Raw genomic sequence first — 21,176 nt, forward strand, 5'->3', positions numbered from 1 at the left:
CTTTGCTGCGTATAATCTCACCCAATCTTTCTGCGTATCTATACTGACAACCGTGCTACGGCGTTTTGCTGTATCTGTTGCAGTGCGCACATCATCTAAATCGTGTTCTTATTTTCGGAGTCTGACATGGAATTTCTAATGGACCCCTCAATCTGGGCAGGGTTATTGACACTGGTGGTGCTGGAAATTGTTCTGGGTATTGATAACCTGGTCTTTATTGCCATTCTGGCTGATAAACTCCCCCCCAAACAAAGAGACAAAGCGCGAATCATCGGGCTGTCGCTTGCGCTGATCATGCGCCTGGGGCTGTTGTCGGTCATCTCCTGGATGGTCACGCTGACGACACCACTGTTTAGTGTCGGCAGTTTTAGTTTCTCGGGACGCGACCTTATTTTGCTGGTGGGGGGGCTGTTTTTGCTATTTAAAGCCACCACCGAGCTACATGAACGGCTGGAGGGTAACCAGCACGATGACAGTGCCAATCGAGGCTATGCCAGCTTCTGGGCAGTAGTGGCACAGATTGTGGTGCTGGATGCTGTATTCTCACTCGATGCAGTGATTACTGCGGTGGGGATGGTGAATGACTTGGCGATTATGATGACTGCGGTTGTCATCGCCATGGGCGTGATGTTGTTGGCATCGAAAACACTGACCCGATTTGTCAATGCCCACCCTACGGTGGTGGTGCTGTGTCTGAGCTTCTTGCTGATGATTGGCCTGAGTCTGATTGCTGAAGGCTTTGGTTTCCACATTCCGAAAGGCTATCTGTACGCAGCCATTGGCTTCTCTATTCTGATTGAGCTGTTTAACCAGATTGCGCGCCGTAACTTCATTAAGCATGAGTCACGTTTGCCAAGACGCCAGCGCACGGCTGAAGCCATCATTCGTTTGATGGGGGGGCGTCAGCAGCAGGAACCACAAAATGGTGACTCGCAACAGATGATACCTACCGAGGCATTTGCACAAGAAGAGCGCTATATGATAAGTGGTGTGTTGACATTGGCATCCCGCTCGATGCGTAGTGTGATGACACCACGGACAGAGATATCCTGGGTCGATTGTAATCGCTCACAAGAGGAGATCCGTGAGCAGCTCTTAGATACACCACACAGTTTGTTCCCGGTTTGTCGTGATTCATTGGATCAGATAATCGGCGTGGTTCGCGCCAAAGATCTGTTAGTTGCCATTGAGCGAGGTGACTCTATTTGTGAGTTTGCGGCGACAACGCCACCGATTGTGGTACCCGATACCATGGACGTGATTAATCTGTTGGGTGTATTACGCAAAGCAAAAGGCCGCTTAGTGGTGGTCAATGACGAATTTGGTGTGGTACAGGGTCTGGTAACACCACTTGATGTGTTGGAAGCCATTGCCGGTGAGTTCCCGGATGAAGATGAAACACCAGACATTATCACTGACGGTGATGGCTGGTTGGTGAAAGGAGGCGCGGATTTACACTCTCTGGAACAGGCTCTGGACTGTCACGAACTGGTAAGTCCGACCGCCGATTATGCCTCACTCGCCGGGATGCTGCTGTCTCACTCAGGCCATATGCCAACCGCCGGGGATGTGGTTGAACTGCATAACCTGCGTTTTGAGATTATGGAGGTTTCGGATTACCGTATCGAGTTAGTGCGAATCACCAAACTGAATAACGAACTGGAAGAGTAACACTCTAACAACGAAAAGAGTTTCGGCTAATGCGGGTCATCTTAAGGTGACCCGCATTTTTTAATGGATATTTCAGCGCTTTTTAGTTCGTTTAATTTATCAGACTGATAAATAATACTCATCACACTATTAATTGTTTTTTAATAGACGAAACAATTATAGTTAACTATGTTTTTTATTGTTAATTTCCAGGCCTGCAATTTAAATAAAACTGATATATATAATAACGAAAGCAATAATACTAAAACCCCAGTAAATACTGATGACTATTAAAATAAACAATTGCTCATTAAGTTGTTCACAATCAACAGGTTATGTTTATTTTACGTGTGAATGGAAACAAGTAATAATTAATTAAAATAATAACGCCAAATAAATTGATATATACTATGCTTAAAATCACTTAAGCAAGTCAATGCTCAAGGCAGTTATATGGGTATTTAAACAGAATTTAAGTAGGCATTAAAAACAGTTTAAAATATTGGTTTTAATCTATTTTAAAATGCCAGAATAGAAATTAACTTTCTGTTTTTGATGCCGTATAACCTATATTTTCACCATTCTACCCGCTCGTGATGGAGGTTCTATGAGAAAGATAGTTTTTGTTCTTGTATTAATGCTGTCTTCATTTGGTACATTCGGCCAGGAGACGGCGTCAAGGGCGCTTAGTGATGCATTATCGACACCCATCGCCGCTGAGGTAAATAAAAAAGCGTGCGATACTCAGCCTCAAATACCTCAAGGAGATATTGATTGGTCTGTGTGTTGTGAGATATGTTGCATTCCCGCATGTTTTGGTTGCTAGGCATAACAGTTATTTTTAATCTTTTACTGTGCATCAAGGGGCGCACCGGCATCCCCTTGATGAACACGATTTTTTCAATGTAATAAATTAATTACATTGCACTTTGATAGCCAGACCGCCACGGGATGTTTCGCGATATTTGGCATTCATATCTTTACCGGTCTCAAACATGGTTTCGATAACTTTATCGAGGGAGACGCGTGGATCACTGGTGCGGCGCATCGCCATACGTGCAGAGTTAATGGCTTTTACTGATGCGATGGCATTACGTTCAATACAAGGCACTTGTACCTGGCCGGCAACCGGGTCACAGGTCAGCCCCAAATTGTGTTCCATGCCAATTTCAGCGGCAATACAGACCTTTTCTGGGCTGGCACCCAGTAATTCAGCCAGACCTGCGGCTGCCATTGAGCAGGCAACGCCCACTTCACCTTGACAGCCTACTTCAGCGCCAGAAATAGAGGCATTCATCTTGTACAAAATACCGACAGCACCTGATGACAGGAAATAGCGGATAAAGATTTCCGGGGTGACCGGCTCAATAAAGTGGTCGTAATATGCCAGCACTGCGGGGACGATACCGCAAGCGCCGTTGGTTGGCGCGGTAACAACACGCCCGCCAGCCGCATTTTCTTCATTAACTGCCAGTGCAAACATATTGACCCAATCAATAACGTTCATTGGATCACTGGACAGGCTATCGGAAGAGACTAGCAGGCGGCGCAATGCGGAGGCACGGCGCGGTACACGCAGAGGACCCGGTAATACGCCCTCGGTGTTCAGACCGCGATCAATACAGGCGCGCATGGTCTGCCAGATAGCGGTGAAATAGGCTTCAATCTCTTCTTTGCTGTGCATCGCCAGCTCATTCTGCATCACCATACCGGAGATAGACATGCCGGTTTGCTTGCAGTTTGCCAGAATTTCTTCAGCAGAATTAAATGGATAGGGCACGCTGACGGCATTTACCGCAGCTTTGCCGAAATGCTCTTCATCAACGATGAAACCCCCACCGATTGAATAATAAGTTTTGCTCAGCACTTTCTCATCACCGGCAAAGGCGTGGATTTGCATGCCATTTTCGTGCAGTGGCAGATTATCGCTGCGGAACACCATTCCGCCTTCCCGTGGGAAATCAACTTCACGCAACCCATTGGCAAGCATCAATTTCTGGCTTAATCCCACATCACGGATAAAGGCTGGGATGCTGTCGATATCCACGGTGTCAGGCATATTGCCGGCTAACCCCATAATAATGGCGATATCGGTGTGATGACCTTTCCCTGTCAATGAGAGTGAGCCGTAAACATCAACGGCAACACGCGTGACAGATGGCATCAAGCCCTGAGTCACCAGCAAATCAGCAAACTCCTTGCCAGCTTTCATTGGCCCAACAGTATGAGAGCTGGATGGGCCGATACCAATCTTAAACATGTCAAAAACGCTAATCACGCTATAACTCCTTAACAACGCATTTTGTTATTCCCAGTGCATATGAATGTGACTGAGAATATCTATATTAAGTATAAGAGTTCTGTGGATAGCAGCAGGTTACTTCGCATGATAAATATTTATACATGAAGTATTGCCATCACAGACCCTTGTTTATTTGGGTCCTACTGGTGTTAGCCGCATCGATTTGATGCCGCAACAGTTACATATCACGATCAATTTAGGGCTAAAAAACGATCAAAAACCATATGAAATTAACTACATATGGTGTCTGCCTGTGTTATCACCCACGAACTAAATCGAGAGCAGCTTAGGATGACATCAGTGGCGCTCACTATCAGGTTTTAACCTTACATTTTTAGTGGTTTATAGTGATGAATGTTATTTTACAGATATTTCATAACGCTGACAGGCCAGTTTACAGTTTTTTTAAAATGGTTGTGCAAGGAAAGTAGAGTAAAAATCGATGTGATGGGGTGATAGGGATCGCTTTATGCTGTAATTCAGCTTTTTTAGCGGCAACGCTGTGAGGTGTGTCACTCATTACCCATGCTTGAGTGATGGTTTTAGATTAAATACTCACCTGTTGTGCCAGCCGCCGGATAATTGCCGCCGTCAAGCCCCAGACAAACTGGCTCTCATACCAAGAAAGATAGACCCGGTGATTGACACCTCCACGATGGATATCCAGAGAATAGTAGCGTGAAAGGCTAAGCGCCTCGTGTAAGGGCATTTCAAACAGACCAGCCACCTCTTCTTCATTAGCATGAAAGGCAATATTAGCGGGGATCAAACCAACAATCGGGGTGACCTGATAACCACTGGAACTGTCTAATGGCGCCAGTTGCCCGAGGACATGTACCGCCGAAGCAGGAATAGCGACCTCTTCTTGCGCTTCACGCAGTGCGGTATCAATCAGTGAACTGTCTTCCCTGTCTGCTTTGCCGCCGGGGAAGGCGACCTGACCGGCATGTTTACGCAGATGATCAGAGCGCCGTGTCAGCAGTAAAGTAGGCTCTGGTCGACAGATTATCGGAATTAAAACCGCGGCATGGTGGCTATTGGCCGTAAAGCTGCCAGCTTGGGGCAGTTGCAGTTGAAACCGGCTGATAAATTCAGACAAAGTTTGCCCGATAAATAATTCACTCACAGAATGGCTCGCTTATAAGCTGTCTTTTTCAACGCCAGGCATTTCCAGTTGCGGCAAAATGCGGGCGATTTTATCAAATGTTTCCTGATATTCAGCCTGCTCCTGGCTATCAGCCACAATTCCTCCACCGGCAGAACAATAGATTTTGCCGTTTTCGGTCAACAGCGTGCGGATGGTGATGTTGGTATCCATCGTACCACAGCAACTAATATAGCCAATGTTACCGCAATAGGCATTGCGCCGCTGTGGCTCCAGTTGTTCGATGATCTCCATGGCACGAATCTTCGGTGCTCCGGTTATTGAACCACCGGGGAAGCAGGCTCGAAGCAGCGCCGTCGCCGGGCATTCAGCAGGCAGGGTCGCGGTAATGGTGCTAACTAAATGGTGCACTGCCGGGAAAGGCTCAACAACAAATAACTCAGGCACCCGCACGCTACCTGGTTGTGCCACACGGCCAATATCGTTGCGCAGCAGGTCCACTATCATCAGATTTTCAGCCCGATCTTTCGGTGAGTTAGCTAACCGTTCAGCCTGCAAGCGGTCCTGCTCGGGGAGCTCCAAACGTGGCAGTGTGCCCTTGATCGGGCGGGTTTGAATTTGATGGTTTTCCAGCCATAAAAAGCGCTCCGGCGAGACACTCAGTATGGCGTTGTGTGGCAAGCGGATAAAGGCCGAAAACGGTGCGCGATTACTGCGACTCAACGACAGAAAGGCTTGCCATTCATCACCTTGATATTCAGCACTGAATCTCTGTGCCAGATTAATTTGATAGCAGTCACCACTGTGCAGGTACTCTTGAATCTGGCGGAATTTTTCGCCATATTCCGCCCGCGACATATTGGCCTGCCATGGGCTGGTCAGTGTGAATGACTGGGGAGCTTTAGGACTCTGTTGCTGCTGTAGCCAGAGTAGGCGCTGCTCGGCATCCCCATGACACACCAGCGTCAGCTTCTGCAAATGATGGTCGGCAATCAGCGCCCAGTCATACAAGCCGACCGCCATATCCGGTAATGCGATATCTTGTTCGGCCAGTGTCGGCAACTTCTCAACTCGACGGCCCAGGTCATAACCAAATAACCCCAATGCACCGCCCAGAAATGGCAGGTCAGGGTGTGATGGCAGTGGCAAGGCGAATTTATCGAGCTGCTGCTGTAATAAACAGAAGGGATCTGCCGGGGAGCAGACTCGGCCTTGCGCGCTGATTATCTCCGTTTGCAGGCCCCGAGTGGTGAGTGTTACCTGCGGGTCAGCGACCAATATATCAAAACGATTATGAGCATGTTCTGCGAATCCCGAATGCAGCAGCATTGCCCAGCTTTGATTGGCGAGTGGAGCAAATTGTTGGAGCAGGGCGTCAGGCTGATAAGGCAAGGCTTTGATGGTCAGGGATTTCACACTCATGAGTCACTATTCTTTTCTTTCGGATGGACATATTGGGGGCGCGATGACGCAGTTCGCAGCGCGCCGCAGTGAAGATTAGCATAAATTGGCGGGCGGGTCGTCTGGGGCAGTCAATTCACCGCAGACCCGAATAAACAGGTATACTTAATCAATTATATGTTGGAGATAAATCAATGCTAGCGGGTATGCCTTCACTTTCCCATGAGGAACAGCAAGAAGCTGTCGAACGTATTCACAAATTCATGTCAGAAGGTATGAGCAGTGGTGAAGCGATCGCACTGGTGGCCGCAGAAATCCGTGAGCGGCACCAAGATGATCCACAAGCCATGGCTATCTTTGAAGATACTGATTTTGATGATCATGATGAATCTGATTATCGCCGTGATAATGAGCAAGATGCGGATGACATTGAGGATCCGTACGAGGGATAAGCTCGGGATAGCAACTGATTAAACCCGCCGTTAATTGGCGGGTTTTTTATGGGATAACCAGATGAACGGGCTGAGGGTTACCCACTGACCACGACAGCCGCTGCGGCTCGTTTCGCTACTTCGATGGCGGTAGTGATATCATCAGCGACGGCCAGCGCCACCCCTAAACGCCGTTTGCCGGCAATGTCAGGTTTACCAAATAAGCGAATTTGCGTATCGCCAGTCAACGCAGTTTCTAAGCCATGATAAGCAATATTCTGGCTGGTCAATTCAGGTAAAATAACCGCTGAAGCGGCCGCGCCATATTGACGGATAGTGCCAATCGGGAAACCAAGAAATGCCCGGACATGTAATGCGAACTCAGACATATTTTGTGAAATTAACGTCACCATGCCGGTATCGTGCGGGCGCGGTGACACTTCACTGAAAATCACTTCATCGCCACAAACAAATAATTCCACGCCAAATAAGCCATAACCGCCGAGAGCTTTCACCACCTGAGACGCGATCGCTTTTGCGCGCGCCAAGGCGGTCTCACTCATCACCTGTGGTTGCCAAGACTCACGGTAGTCGCCATCTTCCTGACGGTGGCCAATAGGCGCACAAAAATGGATGCCATCAACAGCATTGATTGTCAGCAGGGTAATTTCAAAATCAAAACGAACCAAGCCTTCAACAATCACTCTGCCACCCCCGGCGCGGCCACCTTGTTGGGCATAATCCCAGGCGGTTTGGAGTTGACCTGCATTGCGGATCAGACTTTGGCCTTTACCGGAAGAACTCATTACTGGCTTAACGATACAGGGATAACCCACTTCACTAACGGCCTGACGGAATGCGCTATCAGTGTCGGCGAAACGGTAGCTAGAGGTTGGCAATTGCAGGGTTTCTGCCGCTAAACGGCGAATGCCTTCACGGTTCATCGTCAGCCGGGTTGCCTCGGCACAAGGCACGACCCGTTGGCCCATCATCTCGAGTTCAACCAGCATATCGGTGGCGATAGCTTCTATTTCTGGCACGATATAGTGCGGTTTTTCCTGTTCGACCAACTGTTTCAGCGCCGAGCCATCCAGCATATTAATGACATGGCTGCGATGGGCAACATGCATGGCGGGTGCATCTGCATAGCGATCCACGGCAATCACTTCCAGCCCCAGTCTTTGGCATTCGATAGCCACTTCTTTACCCAACTCGCCAGAGCCAAGCAACATGACACGGGTAGCGCCTGGGCGCAGAGCGGTTCCAATAGTTAGCATAGTTAGGTACCTACATCAGTGGGATAGTTGCACATTTATTTGTCGCGCGATCAATTTTACGGGCGCCAGTATACGGCAAAATGGCAACGAAAACGATTGCGTATCTGGCGAATGGCAGTGAGTCGATATCAATATATGCGCAGCGCATTGCGTATTTGGTTTGTTTTTTGCGGTTTAACTCCGGCAATGCCCCCATTTCTGGTATTATCGCGCCAAAATCTTGCGCTTGCCTTCAGGCTGTCGCTGCCATTCCATCCAGTTATAAGAGTTACTGCCGTGAGCACAACTTCCTTTTCTTCCCTGACGCTGCCTGCTGAGCAGTTGTCCAATCTTAATGAACTTGGCTATACCGAGATGACACCGGTACAGGCTGCGGCTTTACCGGCAATCCTCAACGGGCAGGATGTCCGGGCGAAAGCCAAAACCGGCAGTGGCAAAACTGCGGCATTCGGTATTGGTTTACTCGATAAAATTGCGGTCGGTGAGTTTGTTACCCAGGCATTGGTGCTGTGCCCGACCCGTGAATTGGCTGATCAGGTCAGCAAAGAGTTGCGCCGCTTGGCCCGTTTCACGCAAAACATTAAAATCCTGACCTTGTGCGGTGGCCAACCGATGGGGCATCAATTGGATTCACTGGTACATGCGCCACACATTGTTGTGGGCACGCCGGGGCGTATTCAGGAGCATTTGCGTAAGAAAACACTGGTACTGGAAGATCTTAAGATTCTGGTATTGGATGAGGCTGATCGCATGCTGGATATGGGCTTTACCGATGCCATCGACGATGTCATTGCCTATACCCCGCCACAGCGCCAAACCCTACTGTTCTCAGCCACCTATCCGGTCGGTATCGAACGAATCAGTGCGCGAGTTCAACGCCAACCAATCAATGTTGAAGTTGATGATGGCGATGAAGTTCCTGCCATTGAGCAGGTGTTCTTTGAAACCACCCGCGAAAAACGTTTGCCGCTACTGATATCAGTTCTCAGTCATTATCAGCCGAGTTCTTGTGTGGTTTTCTGTAACACCAAGAAAGATTGCCAAAGTGTCTATGAAGCATTGGAATCTCGTGGAATCAGTGTGCTGGCTTTGCATGGTGACTTAGAACAACGTGACCGTGATCAGGTGCTGGTGCGTTTTGCCAACCGCAGTTGTCGTGTGCTGGTGGCAACCGATGTAGCAGCCCGAGGCCTGGACATTAAAGATCTGGCGCTGGTGGTTAACTTTGAGCTGGCCTTTGACCCAGAGGTTCACGTGCACCGTATTGGTCGTACTGGTCGGGCAGGGATGAGTGGTCTGGCGGTTAGCTTGTGTACACCACAAGAGATGTCCCGCGCGCATGCCATTGAAGATTATCTGCAAATAAAACTGAAATGGACCCCGGCGGAACAGGTGAGCCGTAGTGCTAACACGATGCTAGAGCCTGAAATGGTCACGTTATGCATTGATGGTGGGCGCAAAGCAAAAATTCGCCCAGGTGATATTTTGGGTGCTTTAACCGGTGAGGCCGGTCTGACCGCTGCTGACGTCGGTAAGATTGATATGTTCCCAGTCCATGCCTATGTTGCAATCCGTAAAGCCAGTGCCAAACGTGCCTTACAGCAATTACAACAAGGCAAGATTAAAGGCAAAAACTGCAAAGCCCGTTTATTGAAATAATTACACGAAGGGGAGATGACTGTTGCATCCCCCCGACAACTCACACTATACTGTTTATATGTACAGTTACTTGTGGGCGTGAAAGACATGAAAAGGACATACAGCAATGGCCGTTGAAATAAAATTCGTCGTGGTAAGACAGGGTGAGGAAAAAATGACTTTCACAACCAAAAAAGAAGCCGATGCTTACGATAAAATGCTGGATTTGGCTGACAATTTGTCTGAGTGGCTGTCACAGGCTCCCTTAACCCTTGAAGAAGATCAACGCGAGGCGCTGAGTTTCTTCCTGGCAGAAAATAAAGAGGCTTTGGGGCAAATTCTTCGAGGTGCTAACCCTGCGACTCCTGTCGATGGGCAAGCAAAAGTGAAAGCGGAAAAGAATGTACCAGAGAAAAAAAACAAATCTGAAGAAAATCAAGCCGCTTAATTTGCCAACTTTCAGCAGAAAGTGAAAAAGGGATCTAAAATGAATCGTGAAATCACCTTCTTTAGCCGATTTGAGGCGGATATTCTGGCAGATCGTAAGACGATCACCATCCGGGATAGCAGTGAATCCGATTTCCGCCCAGGGGAAACCTTGCGCGTATGTCGCAATGAAGATGGCGTATTCTTCTGCCACATTATGGTCAAATCAGTCACGCCAATCACGCTGGAGGCACTGTCTGACCGTCATGCGGAGCAAGAAAATATGTCATTGGATGAGCTGAAAAAGGTGATTAAGGAGATCTATCCTGGGCTGGAACAGTTTTATGTGATTGAATTTACGCGGTGTTAATTAAACGGCGTTATCATTATTACCCTGCAACGCTGTTCACTCTGTAACCTACCTTTCAATCATCGTTCCTACCATAGGATAGAAATAATAATATTTGGAGGAATGATGAGAAAGACAGGATTAGCCTTGGTATTGATCACTGCATTGGCGGGTATCACCAGTGGTGTACAGGCCCAAGAGCCGCGAGTAGCGAAATTACCTGCTTGCCCCGGTTTAAACCAATCTCAGGTAGCAACGCAGGTTAAGCGAGATTTTCTGCAAAACAGAATTACGCGTTGGGAAGCGGATAAGAAACAATTGGGTACTGATAGCCCAGTGGTTTGGATTAGCGCGGTAGACATTACAGGCCAGGATGATGTCTGGCAGGTTCCAATGACTGTTCGTGGTAACAAGGGTGACAAAACCTACCAAGTGGTACTTGACTGCAAAGCTGGCAGCATTACCTATAATGGCCCTAAATAGGTATACCTCTCATTAGTAATTGACTCAAATAGGTCTGGGTAGAATAACGTCTGCATAAAGTTAATAGCTGCCAAACAGGTGCTGGAGGAAACGTATCTGGTACCTGTTTATCCCCCCTCACGGCGGATACTCTCTCAGGTCTCTTTTATAATCATATTTATCATTTAATTAGCTCCCTTCAGCTAAATTATAAGCATATGCTGGTGCTTGGCATCCACAGGTAATCGTGTCACTCTCGCGTTAACGAACACAGATGGATAACTCAATCAATGACCATACCTCCAAAGGCCGATAAACGCCCTTATCCAATAACTATGCACGGCGATACCCGTGTAGATGACTATTATTGGCTACGTGATGACGAGCGTACTGACGCCGATGTTCTGAACTACTTGCAAGCTGAAAATGATTTCACCAACGCAGTGTTGCAGCCACAACAACCTTTGCGAGAAACCCTGTATCAAGAGATGGTTTCGCGAATTCCGCCACAGGAAGAATCAGTCCCCTATATCCGCAATGGCTATCGCTATCAGACGCGTTTTGAGCCGGGTAATGAATATGCTATTTACGTGCGTCAACCGGTTTGGGCTGATAGCAGTTGGGAAACGTTATTGGATGGCAACCAACGGGCAGCGGACAGTGAGTTTTATACCTTGGGTGGGTTGGATGTTAGCCCAGATAATCATCTATTAGCGGTTGCAGAGGATTTCTTATCGCGTCGCCAATATGATATTCGGGTGAAACATTTGCAAAGTGATGTTTGGCACGAAGAAGTTATCAGCAATACCTCAGGTAGTTTTGAGTGGGCCAATGATTCAAAAACGCTCTATTACGTGCGCAAACATGAAAAAACATTACTGCCTTATCAAGTGTATCGCCATGTAGTAGGAACCGACCCTCAATTGGACCAACTTATTTATCAGGAAACTGACGATACATTTTATGTTGGGCTGGAAAAAACCACATCTGAACGTTTCATTGTTATTAATCTGAGCAGTACCACTACATCTGAAATCTTGTTGCTGGATGCTGATAAGCCTGAATCCGCACCACAGATGTTTGCACCGCGCCGTAAAGACCATGAATACGGGTTGGACCACTATAAGCAACATTTTTATTTACGCTCAAATAAAGATGGCAAGAATTTCGGTTTGTACAAAATAGCCGAAGAAGGTAAGGAACAACGTGATTTTGCCGATGAATCTCAATGGGTGTCATTAATCGCGCCAACAACTGATGTTATGTTGGAGGGCTTCAGCCTATTCCGTGATTGGTTGGTAGTGGAAGAGCGTAGTGAAGGGCTGACGCATTTACGACAGATTCACTGGGCCACTGACGAAGAGAAATACATTACTTTTGATGATCCAACCTATGTTACCTGGTTGGCTTATAACCCCGAGCCAGAAACAGAATTGCTGCGCTATGGCTACTCCTCTATGACTACACCAAGTTCAATGTTTGAACTTAATATGGATACAGGTACGCGCCAGCTACTGAAACAGCAAGAAGTGAAGAATTTCACCCCGGAAAAGTATCGCAGCGAGCGGATATGGGTCACTGCAACCGACGGCGTAAAAGTGCCGGTTTCATTGGTTTATCACCAAGATCACTTTGTTTCAGGTAGTAATCCACTGTTGGTTTATGGCTATGGCTCATATGGCAGCAGTATGGATCCCGCATTCAGTGGTAGCCGATTAAGCCTATTGGATCGTGGTTTTGTCTTCGCTCTGGCTCATATTCGGGGCGGCGGAGAATTGGGACAGCAGTGGTATGAAGACGGTAAATTGCTCAGCAAGTTAAATACTTTCAACGATTTTATCGATGTTACCAAAGCATTGATAACTGAGGGTTATGGTGATGCTAACCGTGTATTTGCCATGGGAGGCAGTGCTGGTGGCTTGTTGATGGGGACGGTCATCAATCAGGAACCCGGGTTATATAAAGGCGTAGTGGCACAGGTGCCGTTTGTTGATGTGGTAACCACCATGTTGGATGAATCGATTCCTCTCACCACTGGCGAGTATGATGAATGGGGCAACCCGAACGATAAGGCGTATTACGACTATATTAAGCAATACAGTCCTTATGATCAGGTAAAGGCTCAGGATTATCCGCACATGCTGGTGACTACCGGCTTACATGATTCACAGGTTCAATACTGGGAACCGGCAAAGTGGGTCGCCAAGCTGCGTGAAATGAAAACGGATGACCACCAATTATTGCTCTACACCGATATGGATTCAGGTCATGGCGGTAAATCAGGCCGTTTCAAAGCGTATGAAGACATCGCTTTGGAATATGCATTCATACTGGCTTTGGCTTAATCTAGTCAGGAATATTACGTCAGGTAATAGGTCAGGGTATGGCGCATATCTGGCGTAAGGTCAGTTATTGAAGCTAACATCCAACGCAGATAGTCCGGGTCTTGCCGGGCTATCTGTTCAATGCTTTTGCCCCGGTATTTCCCAAATTTAAATGTCTGTAATAACAGCGGCTGCTGTGTTATCTCGGCCATTTGTTCGGCGTTCCAACCAGAGTCTTGCATAATGCGCTGTAATAGCGCCGCAGTGACATAGCAGTCGTATAAAGCACGATGCGGGTATAGATTATCCGGTACTGAAACATTCAGTCGCAAAGCGTAACGCAGATATTGATTACTGTGCTTAATGTCAGGATAGAGCATTCGTGCCAGCTTAAGCGTACAAATCCATTGGCCGCCCATCTCCGGTAATACCCCACGATCAAAAGGCGCATTATGGGCAACATAATATGGGCTGCCTTGATATCTTCTAATCGCCACCGCAATTCGTGGTTTGCCTTCTACCATTTCTTCAGTGATATGGTGGATTACCATCGCATCAATGCTGATTGGTCGGTCTGGACTAATCAGATCACTCATAGGGTTAGCCAATGCTCCATCAACTAAATCAATAGAAGCAACCTCAACAATCCCACCGGCTAAACCACAGGTTTCGGTATCGATAACACGAAAATACATTTCTATCCCCCACCGACTATTGCTAAATAATAGCAACAAAAAACCCGCCTAATATGGCGGGTTGACTGACGAGACGAAAAGCCCGTTTATTCTGCGCTGGTAGAAGATGACTTCTTAGCGCGTTTCTCCGCTTTTTTCTCAGCTGGAGTTTTTAGTGGCTTTTTCTTCGCGTTCTTTTTGCTGTCCATTCCCTTACTCATGGCTTGCCTCTCTTTACCTTCGGTTAGGTTGGTACGCCCACCTATTAACCACCTTATGAGGGTAAGTTGCAAGGAGATAAAGCATCAATGCAATTAATCTATTGTTTAACAACAGTATTATTAAATCTTAATTTATCTTGTTACCGTTTAAATCGTGTTATCCCGAGGATATAACTGCGCAGAATGCATTGAGATATGGCGTAATTATCGCCAGTTGGAGGAATTAATTGGCTGATTGGCGTAAATGTGATGTTTTATCGTTGACCCTGCGTGCTGTATAGGCTTTGATAACTTTAATGTCTAATAACAAACATGGAAAAATAATGGAACAATTACGTGGGCTTTATCCAGCGTATGAACCCTACGACAGTGGTTTATTAGACACCGGCGATGGGCATCAGATTTATTGGGAACTCTGTGGCAACCCAGAAGGTAAACCAGCTGTATTTATACATGGTGGACCGGGAGGGGGTATTGCACCTTATCACCGGCAACTTTTTAACCCTAAAAAATATAAAGTGCTGCTGTTTGATCAACGTGGATGTGGTCGTTCAAAACCCCACGCCAGTCTGGACAATAATACAACCTGGCATTTGGTCGATGATATCGAACGGCTACGCAAAATGGCGGATGTAGATAAGTGGCTGATCTTTGGTGGTTCATGGGGCTCAACACTCGCATTGGCTTATGGTGAAACACACCCCGAACGGGTCAGTGAGATGGTTCTGCGTGGAATTTTCACACTACGCAAAAAAGAGTTGAATTGGTACTACCAGGATGGGGCCTCTCGTTTTTTCCCAGATAAATGGCAACGTATACTTTCCATTTTATCGCCAGAAGAACGGAGTGATATTACTGCTGCTTACCGTAAGCGGCTGACATCACCTGACAAGGCGGTACAACTGGAGGCTGCCAAAATTTGGAGTTTATGGGAAGGTGAAACTGTTACATTATTACCGACCAAAAGCTCTGCTTCCTTTGGCGAAGATGATTTTGCTCTGGCCTTTGCCCGTATTGAAAATCACTATTTTACCCATCTAGGTTTTTTAGACAGTGATAACCAATTGTTGGATAACGTGACACGTATTCGTCATATTCCAGCAGTTATTATTCATGGTCGATATGATATGGCGTGCCAGCCACAGAATGCCTGGGATTTAGCACAAGCCTGGCCAGAGGCTGAATTGCATATTGTCGAAGGTGCGGGGCATTCCTTTGATGAGCCAGGAATTCTGCACCAGTTGATTCTGGCTACAGATAGATTTGCGCGTAAGTCATAATTGTCTTATTCGGTCCACTCCCGCAACTTGATACCTGCGGGAGTTTTTAGTCGCTTACTTTATCTTGGGCTCATACGGTAAGCGTGAGAATTTAATTGATTCAGCACGGTAGTGAGCTAAGCGTTGTAAAAAATACTCACGCAGTTCTTCCGGCTGTTCCCGGGCGATCATTTCAGCAATCACTGGCATATTGTAACGCTCTTTAAACGCCACACCTGAAGCGGCTAAATCAACATTCATTTTTGCCGTTTCTTCGTCAGAAAGCTCCGTCAGATTATATCCCATCGTTTTCTCCTTCTTAGGCTGTGGGGGTATGGCGCAAAAGGTAATGCAGGTAACGTGGATTGGCAAGTAGCGGATGTGACCAAACCATCACATTAATCGGTTATCTGTATTGGGATAATATTAATACCCACTGTAATTAATTATTATTTTAAGGTGAAAATCAAATAATAATCATTCCTTTTAGTATTTTGCCGGTAATGTGAATGATTCTTATAATAATTACGGTAATTTGTGGGATTTACTATTTTATGATTTAAATCAAGTGGTTGAGTTGTCTTTATCTTTTTAATGTTTTTATTGTAAATGGGGTGTTCTTATTTTGTATTTATCTTGGCATAATACGAAAAATAATCATCGCTTACCTGCATTATAAAAATAAGGGAATTATTATGTTGAAAACAGAAATGGCAAAAAAGCTCAATGAGCAGCTTAATCTGGAGTTTTACTCTGCGAATCTTTACCTGCAAATGAGTGCCTGGTGCAGCGATAAAGGTTTTGAAGGTGCTGCGGCATTTTTAAAAGAGCATTCTCAAGAAGAGATGCAGCACATGCAGCGTTTGTTCGAATATCTCAGCGGGACAGGCTCTATGCCGGTTTTGGGTACGATCAGCGCCCCACCAATTGATTTTGCTTCTCTGGCTGATGTATTCAAGCAGACTTACGAGCATGAGCAGCTTATTACTACTCAAATTAATGAACTCGCTCATGCAGCAATGGAAAACCACGATTATTCCACGTTCAATTTCCTGCAATGGTATGTGGCTGAGCAGCATGAAGAAGAAAAACTGTTCAAATCCATTCTTGATAAACTGGCCTTGGTGGGTAACAGCGGTAATTCATTGTTCTTCGTTGATAAAGATCTGAAAACAATGGCGGCCCAAAGCCACGTTCAAGCTTAATCTGTATTGTTAGAGTGATTGACGCAGTTTTTGATTCTCGATCAACAGAATCAGGAACTGCGATTTTCGTTTTTCCCCGCTAACTTAGCTACACAACTCCCTCCATCTTATTGTTTTCGTGCTAATTGCATATTGTTTAGCTATGGTTTCTCGACTTGCTATATTCAAATCGTTATCATTTGCAATAACGACAAGGCAGTGAGTTGAATTGCTGCCCAATTATTGGTGATATTTCAATCACCACTCAGAATTTGGCGTTTTGTTTTGTGTGCTATCTCACAGGTAGTGCAATTGACTGGAAGTGATAGGGGTTCGCGCTGCCAATATAGGATATGGTTGGTAGCAGATTGATTCTTTTCCCCATTGATTAAGGGATACTATGTTTATTCGCAAAGTCCGTTCTTCTTGCCGCATGCTTTCGGCGCTTATTGTGTTGTTTGTTGGGCTATCTAGCCAGCAAGCTCTGGCTCACGCACACCTGAAAATAGAGTCGCCAGCTGCCGATACCACTATCGGTTCAGCACCAGAAGCAGTGACGCTGGGTTTCTCTGAAGGTATTGAACTCAATTTCAGTGGTGTGAAAGTTACCGGCCCTGATAACAATGTAGTGAAAACTGGTGCGTTAAAATTGGATCCGGTGAATAACACACAGTTGATTTTGCCTATTGATCATGCATTAACAGCAGGGAAATATAATGTTTCATGGCACGTGGTGTCTGTCGATGGTCATAAAACCAAAGGCACATACAGCTTCACTGTGAAATAATATGTCTCTGGCGGCTCTATTCGTTCTGTGTCGCTTCTTGCATTTTCTGGCGGTGATGCTGATGTTTGGCATCAGTATATTCACCGCTGTATTAGCACCAGATCGATTCTCTTCAATACTCAAAACCCGTCTGTCACCTCTACTTATCTTCAGTACTTTTCTGGGGCTTATCTCTGCCGTGGGGCTTTTAGCCGTTCAGGCTGGAATGATGGGTGATGGTTGGGCTGATACTTATCGATTGACCGTTTGGTGGTCGGTATTTGGTACACGCTTCGGCCAGGTGTGGCAATGGCATATGGGTTTATCCATTTTGATTATGTGGATAGTGTTGCTGGGTTCAACTCGTAGCAACTATCGACTGATAGCGGGCTGCTCAACGCTGTTACTCGCGAGTCTTGCTTTTACCGGGCATGCGGCGATGCATGCTGGAGTCGTGGGATGGATTCACCAAACTAATCAAATCATACATCTGCTCAGTGCGGGTTACTGGCTGGGTTGCTTGCCAGCGCTGCTGATTTGCCTCGTTTATACCCGCAATAATGATGTCAAACGTGAAGCCATCACTACGTTGATTCGATTCTCAAGCTGGGGACATCTGGCCGTAGCATTGGTACTGGCGAGTGGTGTTATTAACAGCATCATTATACTGGGCGATACCGCGCTGACGCTGACATCTACTTATCAGATACTTCTGCTCTGCAAAGTGATATTGGTGATGTTTATGATTATTGTTGCACTGATTAATCGTTATCTCATCGTTCCATTGCTTAAGCAATTACCCGCTAAAGCTCACTATTGGCTAGTGGTAAATAGTTGTGTGGAAATTATCCTCGGTGTAGCGGTATTACTCTTAGTCAGTGTTTTTGCCACTATGGCACCGGTATAGGGTAAAGCTATAAGTAACAGATATTGCTACTGAGCTTGCATTGGAGCCTTTGGATGCGAGAAAATCTAAGCAATCAATTAATTGAGGATAATTAAGATGAAAGGTTTTGTGCTGACGTTATCGTTGCTGATGCTATCAATTAACGCTATTGCTGCTGGAAAGATAGTGACGGTCAGTAAATTTGAATTTGGTAAGCAATGGGCATTTACCCGAGAAGAAGTGATGCTGGAATGCCGCCCAGGTAATGCTTTATTTGTGATTAACCCGAGTACGTTAGCGCAATATCCCCTCAATGATATTGCTACCGAGCAGATGAAATCTGGCCTTGTATTAGCGAAGCCGTTAGATATTTTGTTGTTAGATGACAGTAACAACCCTGGGCAGAAGATGAGCTTGGCGCCTTTCCAGCAGCGTGCAATGTCATTGTGTCAAAATTAAACCTGAAATTGTGAGACTCACCAATATTAACCCGTATTTTTCAAATGATTACTATTACTAGTAATAGGTTTGAGTTTTCGCCATTCAGATTAGTTTACAACCGTAATTAATTAGTTCTATTGCCAAGTTGGCGAAACACATGTACTCGACTACGCTTAAGGAGTACGGCTGAATAAGCCTACGTTAATGCCAACTTTTAGCGCACGGCTCTCTCCCAAGAGCCATTTCCCTAGACCGAATATAGGAATCGTATTCGGTCTCTTTTTAATGTGTTGATTTTTTTGATGTTTTTTCCTCTCCCCCGAAATTTCCCCGAAATCCTATACTCGGCCTAAATTTCTACCCACTCATTTTTACGCGAATCCAGGTATACATTCGTCATTTTCATCGATTTGTGACCGAGCAATTTCTGTGCAAATTCCTTACCGTACTCAGCTTCATAAAGTCTCGATGCCAGGCTGCGGATCTCGTGAAAGCTGGGAGGGGATATGTCATAAACCAGATCCGTTGCTTTCAATGCTTTAACAAATGCTTTGGTGAGTGAGTCCGCATTTAATGCACCGGGCTCCCGGCCTGATTTTCTACTGGACGAGCAAATGAGATATTCGCTCTTATTGTTATTCAGGCACTTTTCTACAACGTCACCGACGGAGGTATTCATTATTTCCAACCGAAGTGATAGTGATATAGCTATCTGCATTTTAGTTTTACTTTGGACTATCCAAAGCTTGCCATCATGCACATCGCTTCTTTTTAATTGCCGCACATCGTCACGGCGTTGGCCGGTAATTAGCGCCAATGCTAGGCTGAGTTGAACCCAGTTCTGCTGTTGGCCGGCTGCCTCGTAAATCTTGCAAAAGGCAGCATAGTCGAGCCGTTCCCGCTTAACTTTTGGTGACGGCGTGCGTGTTGCTTCCACTGGGTTGGTGCTAATTAAACCATCAGCTATTGCTTCGCGAAAAACATCAGATAAAACAGAACGTAGATTTACCGCCATCGAACTTTTACCATTATCGACATAGGCATTAATAAAATCAGCGATATGCTTGGTGGTAATAGCCTCGATCGGTTTATCTCCAAATTCTTGGTTAATATATCCGATTTGCAGGACTCTCATTTTCATGGTGTTCTCAGCCAGTTCTCTACGCTTTAATAGCTCTGAATAGCGCTTTAGCCAACTTGCTACGGTATTAACTTCAGCTTTAGCCGCAGGAGTTGGGGTAGGGGCTTGTAATCGTTCAAGCAGGGCAACTGGCTGAAAATTGGATTCAATATAATTATTGGCCTGAATAGCCTGAGATATGGCATCTCTACGGGCAATTTGCCCGAGGGTTATTTCCTCCCCAGTAATAGGGTTACGCCAGTAAAATGATTTGCGCGAGCGGCGATAGGTAAGGTTCCGAGGTAAATTGGCATCATATCTTTGCGGCCTTGATGCCATGATTAATTCTCTCTATTAATGGTGAGTTAACATCGGGTGATGCTTTTATTATTTTTTTAGCTAAGCGATAGCTTTTAGGTTGAATATAAATAGCACCTGGCTGTACACGATATTCCCGCCCATGTTTTTCAGGGGCAGGGTAAATATTGCCGCCTCGCGCCCAGCGCTGGAGTGTCTGGGGGGTTGGTTGCTTGCTGCGGTAGGTTTCTTCCGCCCATTCTTCTAATGTCAGTAGTTTGGTCATTGGTCTTTCCTCAGTAGGAAAGGGCGCAAAGATGTTACGCCCTATTATGGTCGTTTGGTCTGGGGTGGTAAGGGGCTATGTTTTAGTGATACTGCTATCGAATGCTACGGTCGGATATGGTTAAACCTCCCGAGTTAACCGGTTGATAATGTCTCTTTTGGAGGGAATGCGAAGCTGGTAGGCCAATTGCCATGCTTTGCGCTGATTCTGAGTTTTATGTTCCAACATTTTGCGGATAGTGGTCACCGGGATACCGGTGCTGCTGGCAATCAAGTTTTCATTGTGGCCAGCGCGGTGAAACTGATAGATAGCCAGCAAAACTTCCAGTGAGTAGCGCTTACGAATACCTATATCGACCGTATTCACCTGAGATAAGCCGGGCCATCGCTCATCATTGGGATAAATCGGCTTCGGTATTGGCTGGTAGGGGTTACCGCTGCGGATTTCAGCGCGACAGCGCATTAGCCAGATGATACGAGCGGTATAGTCCCCCCGGTCATCTTCTTTAAAGTAGCTGCCGGTACTCTGGTTCAGTTCCTCATCCATCATGCGGCTTCCTTCTGTTTCTGCTCTAATTCCCACTCTTTTACGATTCTGGTGCATTGAGCGTGTACCTGGCGGGCAGTTGCTATCCCGAAGCCTTTGACGGCGTGAACGCTGGGTAACCGCTGGGGTCA

Annotated in this window: 22 protein-coding genes and 1 pseudogene; 13 read left to right on the forward strand and 10 right to left on the reverse strand. The window is 46.3% G+C overall.

Annotation, left to right across the window (positions count from 1 at the left end; translation table 11 throughout):
- Nucleotides 1-126: 126 nt before the first annotated feature.
- Nucleotides 127-1,671 (forward strand): TerC family protein, encoded by a 1,545-nt coding sequence (locus tag A6J66_003985; GenBank protein PNM23429.1) that lies wholly within the window; start codon nucleotides 127-129, stop codon nucleotides 1,669-1,671.
- A gap of 586 nt (nucleotides 1,672-2,257) precedes the next feature.
- Complete coding sequence (locus tag A6J66_003990; GenBank protein ID PNM23430.1) at nucleotides 2,258-2,476, forward strand: Heat-stable enterotoxin; 219 nt, start codon at nucleotides 2,258-2,260, stop codon at nucleotides 2,474-2,476.
- 87 nt (nucleotides 2,477-2,563) lie between these two features.
- Here the strand turns inward: A6J66_003990 and A6J66_003995 are convergent, their stop codons facing one another.
- The 3 genes from A6J66_003995 to pabB form a co-directional block, all read right to left on the reverse strand.
- A complete protein-coding gene (locus A6J66_003995) occupies nucleotides 2,564-3,928 on the reverse strand; it encodes an L-serine ammonia-lyase (protein PNM23431.1) in 1,365 nt (454 codons plus the stop codon).
- A 571-nt stretch (nucleotides 3,929-4,499) separates the two neighbouring features.
- On the reverse strand, nucleotides 4,500-5,078 hold the full coding sequence (locus tag A6J66_004000) for a CoA pyrophosphatase (GenBank protein PNM23432.1): 579 nt from the start codon (nucleotides 5,076-5,078) through the stop codon (nucleotides 4,500-4,502).
- A gap of 12 nt (nucleotides 5,079-5,090) precedes the next feature.
- On the reverse strand, nucleotides 5,091-6,479 hold the full coding sequence (gene pabB / locus A6J66_004005) for an aminodeoxychorismate synthase component 1 (protein ID PNM23433.1): 1,389 nt from the start codon (nucleotides 6,477-6,479) through the stop codon (nucleotides 5,091-5,093).
- A gap of 173 nt (nucleotides 6,480-6,652) precedes the next feature.
- Here pabB and A6J66_004010 point away from each other — a divergent pair, with 173 nt between their 5' ends.
- Nucleotides 6,653-6,910, forward strand: a complete 258-nt coding sequence (locus A6J66_004010) for a YoaH family protein (protein PNM23434.1) — start codon at nucleotides 6,653-6,655, stop codon at nucleotides 6,908-6,910.
- Nucleotides 6,911-6,987: 77 nt separating this feature from the next.
- Here A6J66_004010 and A6J66_004015 read toward each other — a convergent pair whose 3' ends face one another.
- The gene (locus A6J66_004015) at nucleotides 6,988-8,166 is read right to left on the reverse strand and encodes a formate-dependent phosphoribosylglycinamide formyltransferase (protein ID PNM23435.1); all 1,179 of its coding nucleotides are present in this window, start codon (nucleotides 8,164-8,166) and stop codon (nucleotides 6,988-6,990) included.
- Between the two features lie 10 nt (nucleotides 8,167-8,176).
- On the reverse strand, nucleotides 8,177-8,362 hold the full coding sequence (locus A6J66_004020) for a hypothetical protein (GenBank protein ID PNM23436.1): 186 nt from the start codon (nucleotides 8,360-8,362) through the stop codon (nucleotides 8,177-8,179).
- Nucleotides 8,363-8,442: 80 nt separating this feature from the next.
- On the opposite strand from A6J66_004020, the gene A6J66_004025 reads away from it, so the two are divergent.
- The 5 genes from A6J66_004025 to A6J66_004045 all read left to right on the forward strand — a co-directional run bounded on the left by A6J66_004025 (nucleotide 8,443) and on the right by A6J66_004045 (nucleotide 13,386).
- A complete protein-coding gene (locus A6J66_004025) occupies nucleotides 8,443-9,825 on the forward strand; it encodes an ATP-dependent RNA helicase DbpA (GenBank protein ID PNM23437.1) in 1,383 nt (460 codons plus the stop codon).
- A 106-nt stretch (nucleotides 9,826-9,931) separates the two neighbouring features.
- Complete coding sequence (locus A6J66_004030; GenBank protein PNM23438.1) at nucleotides 9,932-10,252, forward strand: hypothetical protein; 321 nt, start codon at nucleotides 9,932-9,934, stop codon at nucleotides 10,250-10,252.
- 39 nt (nucleotides 10,253-10,291) lie between these two features.
- Nucleotides 10,292-10,600: an ASCH domain-containing protein gene (locus tag A6J66_004035; protein ID PNM23439.1), complete on the forward strand. Its 309-nt coding sequence runs from the start codon at nucleotides 10,292-10,294 to the stop codon at nucleotides 10,598-10,600.
- Between the two features lie 102 nt (nucleotides 10,601-10,702).
- Nucleotides 10,703-11,062, forward strand: coding sequence for a hypothetical protein (locus A6J66_004040; protein PNM23440.1), 360 nt, complete (start codon nucleotides 10,703-10,705; stop codon nucleotides 11,060-11,062).
- 269 nt (nucleotides 11,063-11,331) lie between these two features.
- On the forward strand, nucleotides 11,332-13,386 hold the full coding sequence (locus A6J66_004045; protein PNM23441.1) for an oligopeptidase B: 2,055 nt from the start codon (nucleotides 11,332-11,334) through the stop codon (nucleotides 13,384-13,386).
- Between the two features lie 14 nt (nucleotides 13,387-13,400).
- Here A6J66_004045 and A6J66_004050 read toward each other — a convergent pair whose 3' ends face one another.
- Nucleotides 13,401-14,060 carry an exodeoxyribonuclease X gene (locus A6J66_004050; protein ID PNM23442.1) on the reverse strand — a complete coding sequence of 220 codons (660 nt, stop codon included), beginning with the start codon at nucleotides 14,058-14,060 and terminating at the stop codon, nucleotides 13,401-13,403.
- A gap of 523 nt (nucleotides 14,061-14,583) precedes the next feature.
- On the opposite strand from A6J66_004050, the gene pip reads away from it, so the two are divergent.
- Nucleotides 14,584-15,540 (forward strand): prolyl aminopeptidase, encoded by a 957-nt coding sequence (gene pip, locus A6J66_004055; protein ID PNM23443.1) that lies wholly within the window; start codon nucleotides 14,584-14,586, stop codon nucleotides 15,538-15,540.
- Between the two features lie 54 nt (nucleotides 15,541-15,594).
- On the opposite strand, the gene A6J66_004060 is transcribed toward pip, so the two are convergent.
- A complete protein-coding gene (locus A6J66_004060) occupies nucleotides 15,595-15,825 on the reverse strand; it encodes a DNA polymerase III subunit theta (protein PNM23444.1) in 231 nt (76 codons plus the stop codon).
- Nucleotides 15,826-16,214: 389 nt separating this feature from the next.
- Between A6J66_004060 and A6J66_004065 the strand changes: the two genes are divergently transcribed.
- The 4 genes from A6J66_004065 to A6J66_004080 all read left to right on the forward strand — a co-directional run bounded on the left by A6J66_004065 (nucleotide 16,215) and on the right by A6J66_004080 (nucleotide 18,814).
- Complete coding sequence (locus A6J66_004065) at nucleotides 16,215-16,724, forward strand: H-type ferritin (GenBank protein PNM23445.1); 510 nt, start codon at nucleotides 16,215-16,217, stop codon at nucleotides 16,722-16,724.
- A gap of 379 nt (nucleotides 16,725-17,103) precedes the next feature.
- Nucleotides 17,104-17,490, forward strand: coding sequence for a CopC domain-containing protein YobA (locus tag A6J66_004070; GenBank protein ID PNM23446.1), 387 nt, complete (start codon nucleotides 17,104-17,106; stop codon nucleotides 17,488-17,490).
- Between the two features lies 1 nt (nucleotide 17,491).
- Nucleotides 17,492-18,376: a copper resistance protein CopD gene (locus A6J66_004075; GenBank protein PNM23447.1), complete on the forward strand. Its 885-nt coding sequence runs from the start codon at nucleotides 17,492-17,494 to the stop codon at nucleotides 18,374-18,376.
- 81 nt (nucleotides 18,377-18,457) lie between these two features.
- Entirely contained in the window at nucleotides 18,458-18,814 is a 357-nt protein-coding gene (locus A6J66_004080; GenBank protein PNM23448.1) for a DUF2511 domain-containing protein, read from the forward strand.
- 384 nt (nucleotides 18,815-19,198) lie between these two features.
- Here A6J66_004080 and A6J66_004085 read toward each other — a convergent pair.
- From A6J66_004085 to A6J66_004095, 3 genes and pseudogenes are all read right to left on the reverse strand, one after another.
- Nucleotides 19,199-20,255, reverse strand: a pseudogene (locus tag A6J66_004085) (integrase).
- A complete protein-coding gene (locus tag A6J66_004090; protein PNM23449.1) occupies nucleotides 20,230-20,499 on the reverse strand; it encodes an excisionase in 270 nt (89 codons plus the stop codon). The pseudogene A6J66_004085 and the gene A6J66_004090 overlap by 26 nt, the downstream one beginning before the upstream one ends.
- 120 nt (nucleotides 20,500-20,619) lie before the next feature.
- Nucleotides 20,620-21,048 (reverse strand): hypothetical protein, encoded by a 429-nt coding sequence (locus A6J66_004095; protein PNM26888.1) that lies wholly within the window; start codon nucleotides 21,046-21,048, stop codon nucleotides 20,620-20,622.
- Between the last annotated feature and the right edge of the window lie 128 nt (nucleotides 21,049-21,176).

This window comes from Yersinia enterocolitica (assembly GCA_002082245.2).
In the GTDB taxonomy this organism is placed as follows: domain Bacteria; phylum Pseudomonadota; class Gammaproteobacteria; order Enterobacterales; family Enterobacteriaceae; genus Yersinia; species Yersinia enterocolitica_E.

Coding starts and splice junctions, on each gene's coding strand:
- A6J66_003985 (PNM23429.1), top strand. CDS start 127: ATGGAATTTCTAATGGACCCCTCAATCTGGGCAGGGTTATTGACACTG.
- A6J66_003990 (PNM23430.1), top strand. CDS start 2,258: ATGAGAAAGATAGTTTTTGTTCTTGTATTAATGCTGTCTTCATTTGGT.
- pabB (PNM23433.1), bottom strand. CDS start 6,479: ATGAGTGTGAAATCCCTGACCATCAAAGCCTTGCCTTATCAGCCTGAC.
- A6J66_004010 (PNM23434.1), top strand. CDS start 6,653: ATGCTAGCGGGTATGCCTTCACTTTCCCATGAGGAACAGCAAGAAGCT.
- A6J66_004015 (PNM23435.1), bottom strand. CDS start 8,166: ATGCTAACTATTGGAACCGCTCTGCGCCCAGGCGCTACCCGTGTCATG.
- A6J66_004020 (PNM23436.1), bottom strand. CDS start 8,362: ATGGGGGCATTGCCGGAGTTAAACCGCAAAAAACAAACCAAATACGCA.
- A6J66_004030 (PNM23438.1), top strand. CDS start 9,932: ATGGCCGTTGAAATAAAATTCGTCGTGGTAAGACAGGGTGAGGAAAAA.
- A6J66_004035 (PNM23439.1), top strand. CDS start 10,292: ATGAATCGTGAAATCACCTTCTTTAGCCGATTTGAGGCGGATATTCTG.
- A6J66_004040 (PNM23440.1), top strand. CDS start 10,703: ATGATGAGAAAGACAGGATTAGCCTTGGTATTGATCACTGCATTGGCG.
- A6J66_004045 (PNM23441.1), top strand. CDS start 11,332: ATGACCATACCTCCAAAGGCCGATAAACGCCCTTATCCAATAACTATG.
- A6J66_004050 (PNM23442.1), bottom strand. CDS start 14,060: ATGTATTTTCGTGTTATCGATACCGAAACCTGTGGTTTAGCCGGTGGG.
- pip (PNM23443.1), top strand. CDS start 14,584: ATGGAACAATTACGTGGGCTTTATCCAGCGTATGAACCCTACGACAGT.
- A6J66_004060 (PNM23444.1), bottom strand. CDS start 15,825: ATGGGATATAATCTGACGGAGCTTTCTGACGAAGAAACGGCAAAAATG.
- A6J66_004065 (PNM23445.1), top strand. CDS start 16,215: ATGTTGAAAACAGAAATGGCAAAAAAGCTCAATGAGCAGCTTAATCTG.
- A6J66_004070 (PNM23446.1), top strand. CDS start 17,104: ATGTTTATTCGCAAAGTCCGTTCTTCTTGCCGCATGCTTTCGGCGCTT.
- A6J66_004075 (PNM23447.1), top strand. CDS start 17,492: ATGTCTCTGGCGGCTCTATTCGTTCTGTGTCGCTTCTTGCATTTTCTG.
- A6J66_004090 (PNM23449.1), bottom strand. CDS start 20,499: ATGACCAAACTACTGACATTAGAAGAATGGGCGGAAGAAACCTACCGC.
- A6J66_004095 (PNM26888.1), bottom strand. CDS start 21,048: ATGATGGATGAGGAACTGAACCAGAGTACCGGCAGCTACTTTAAAGAA.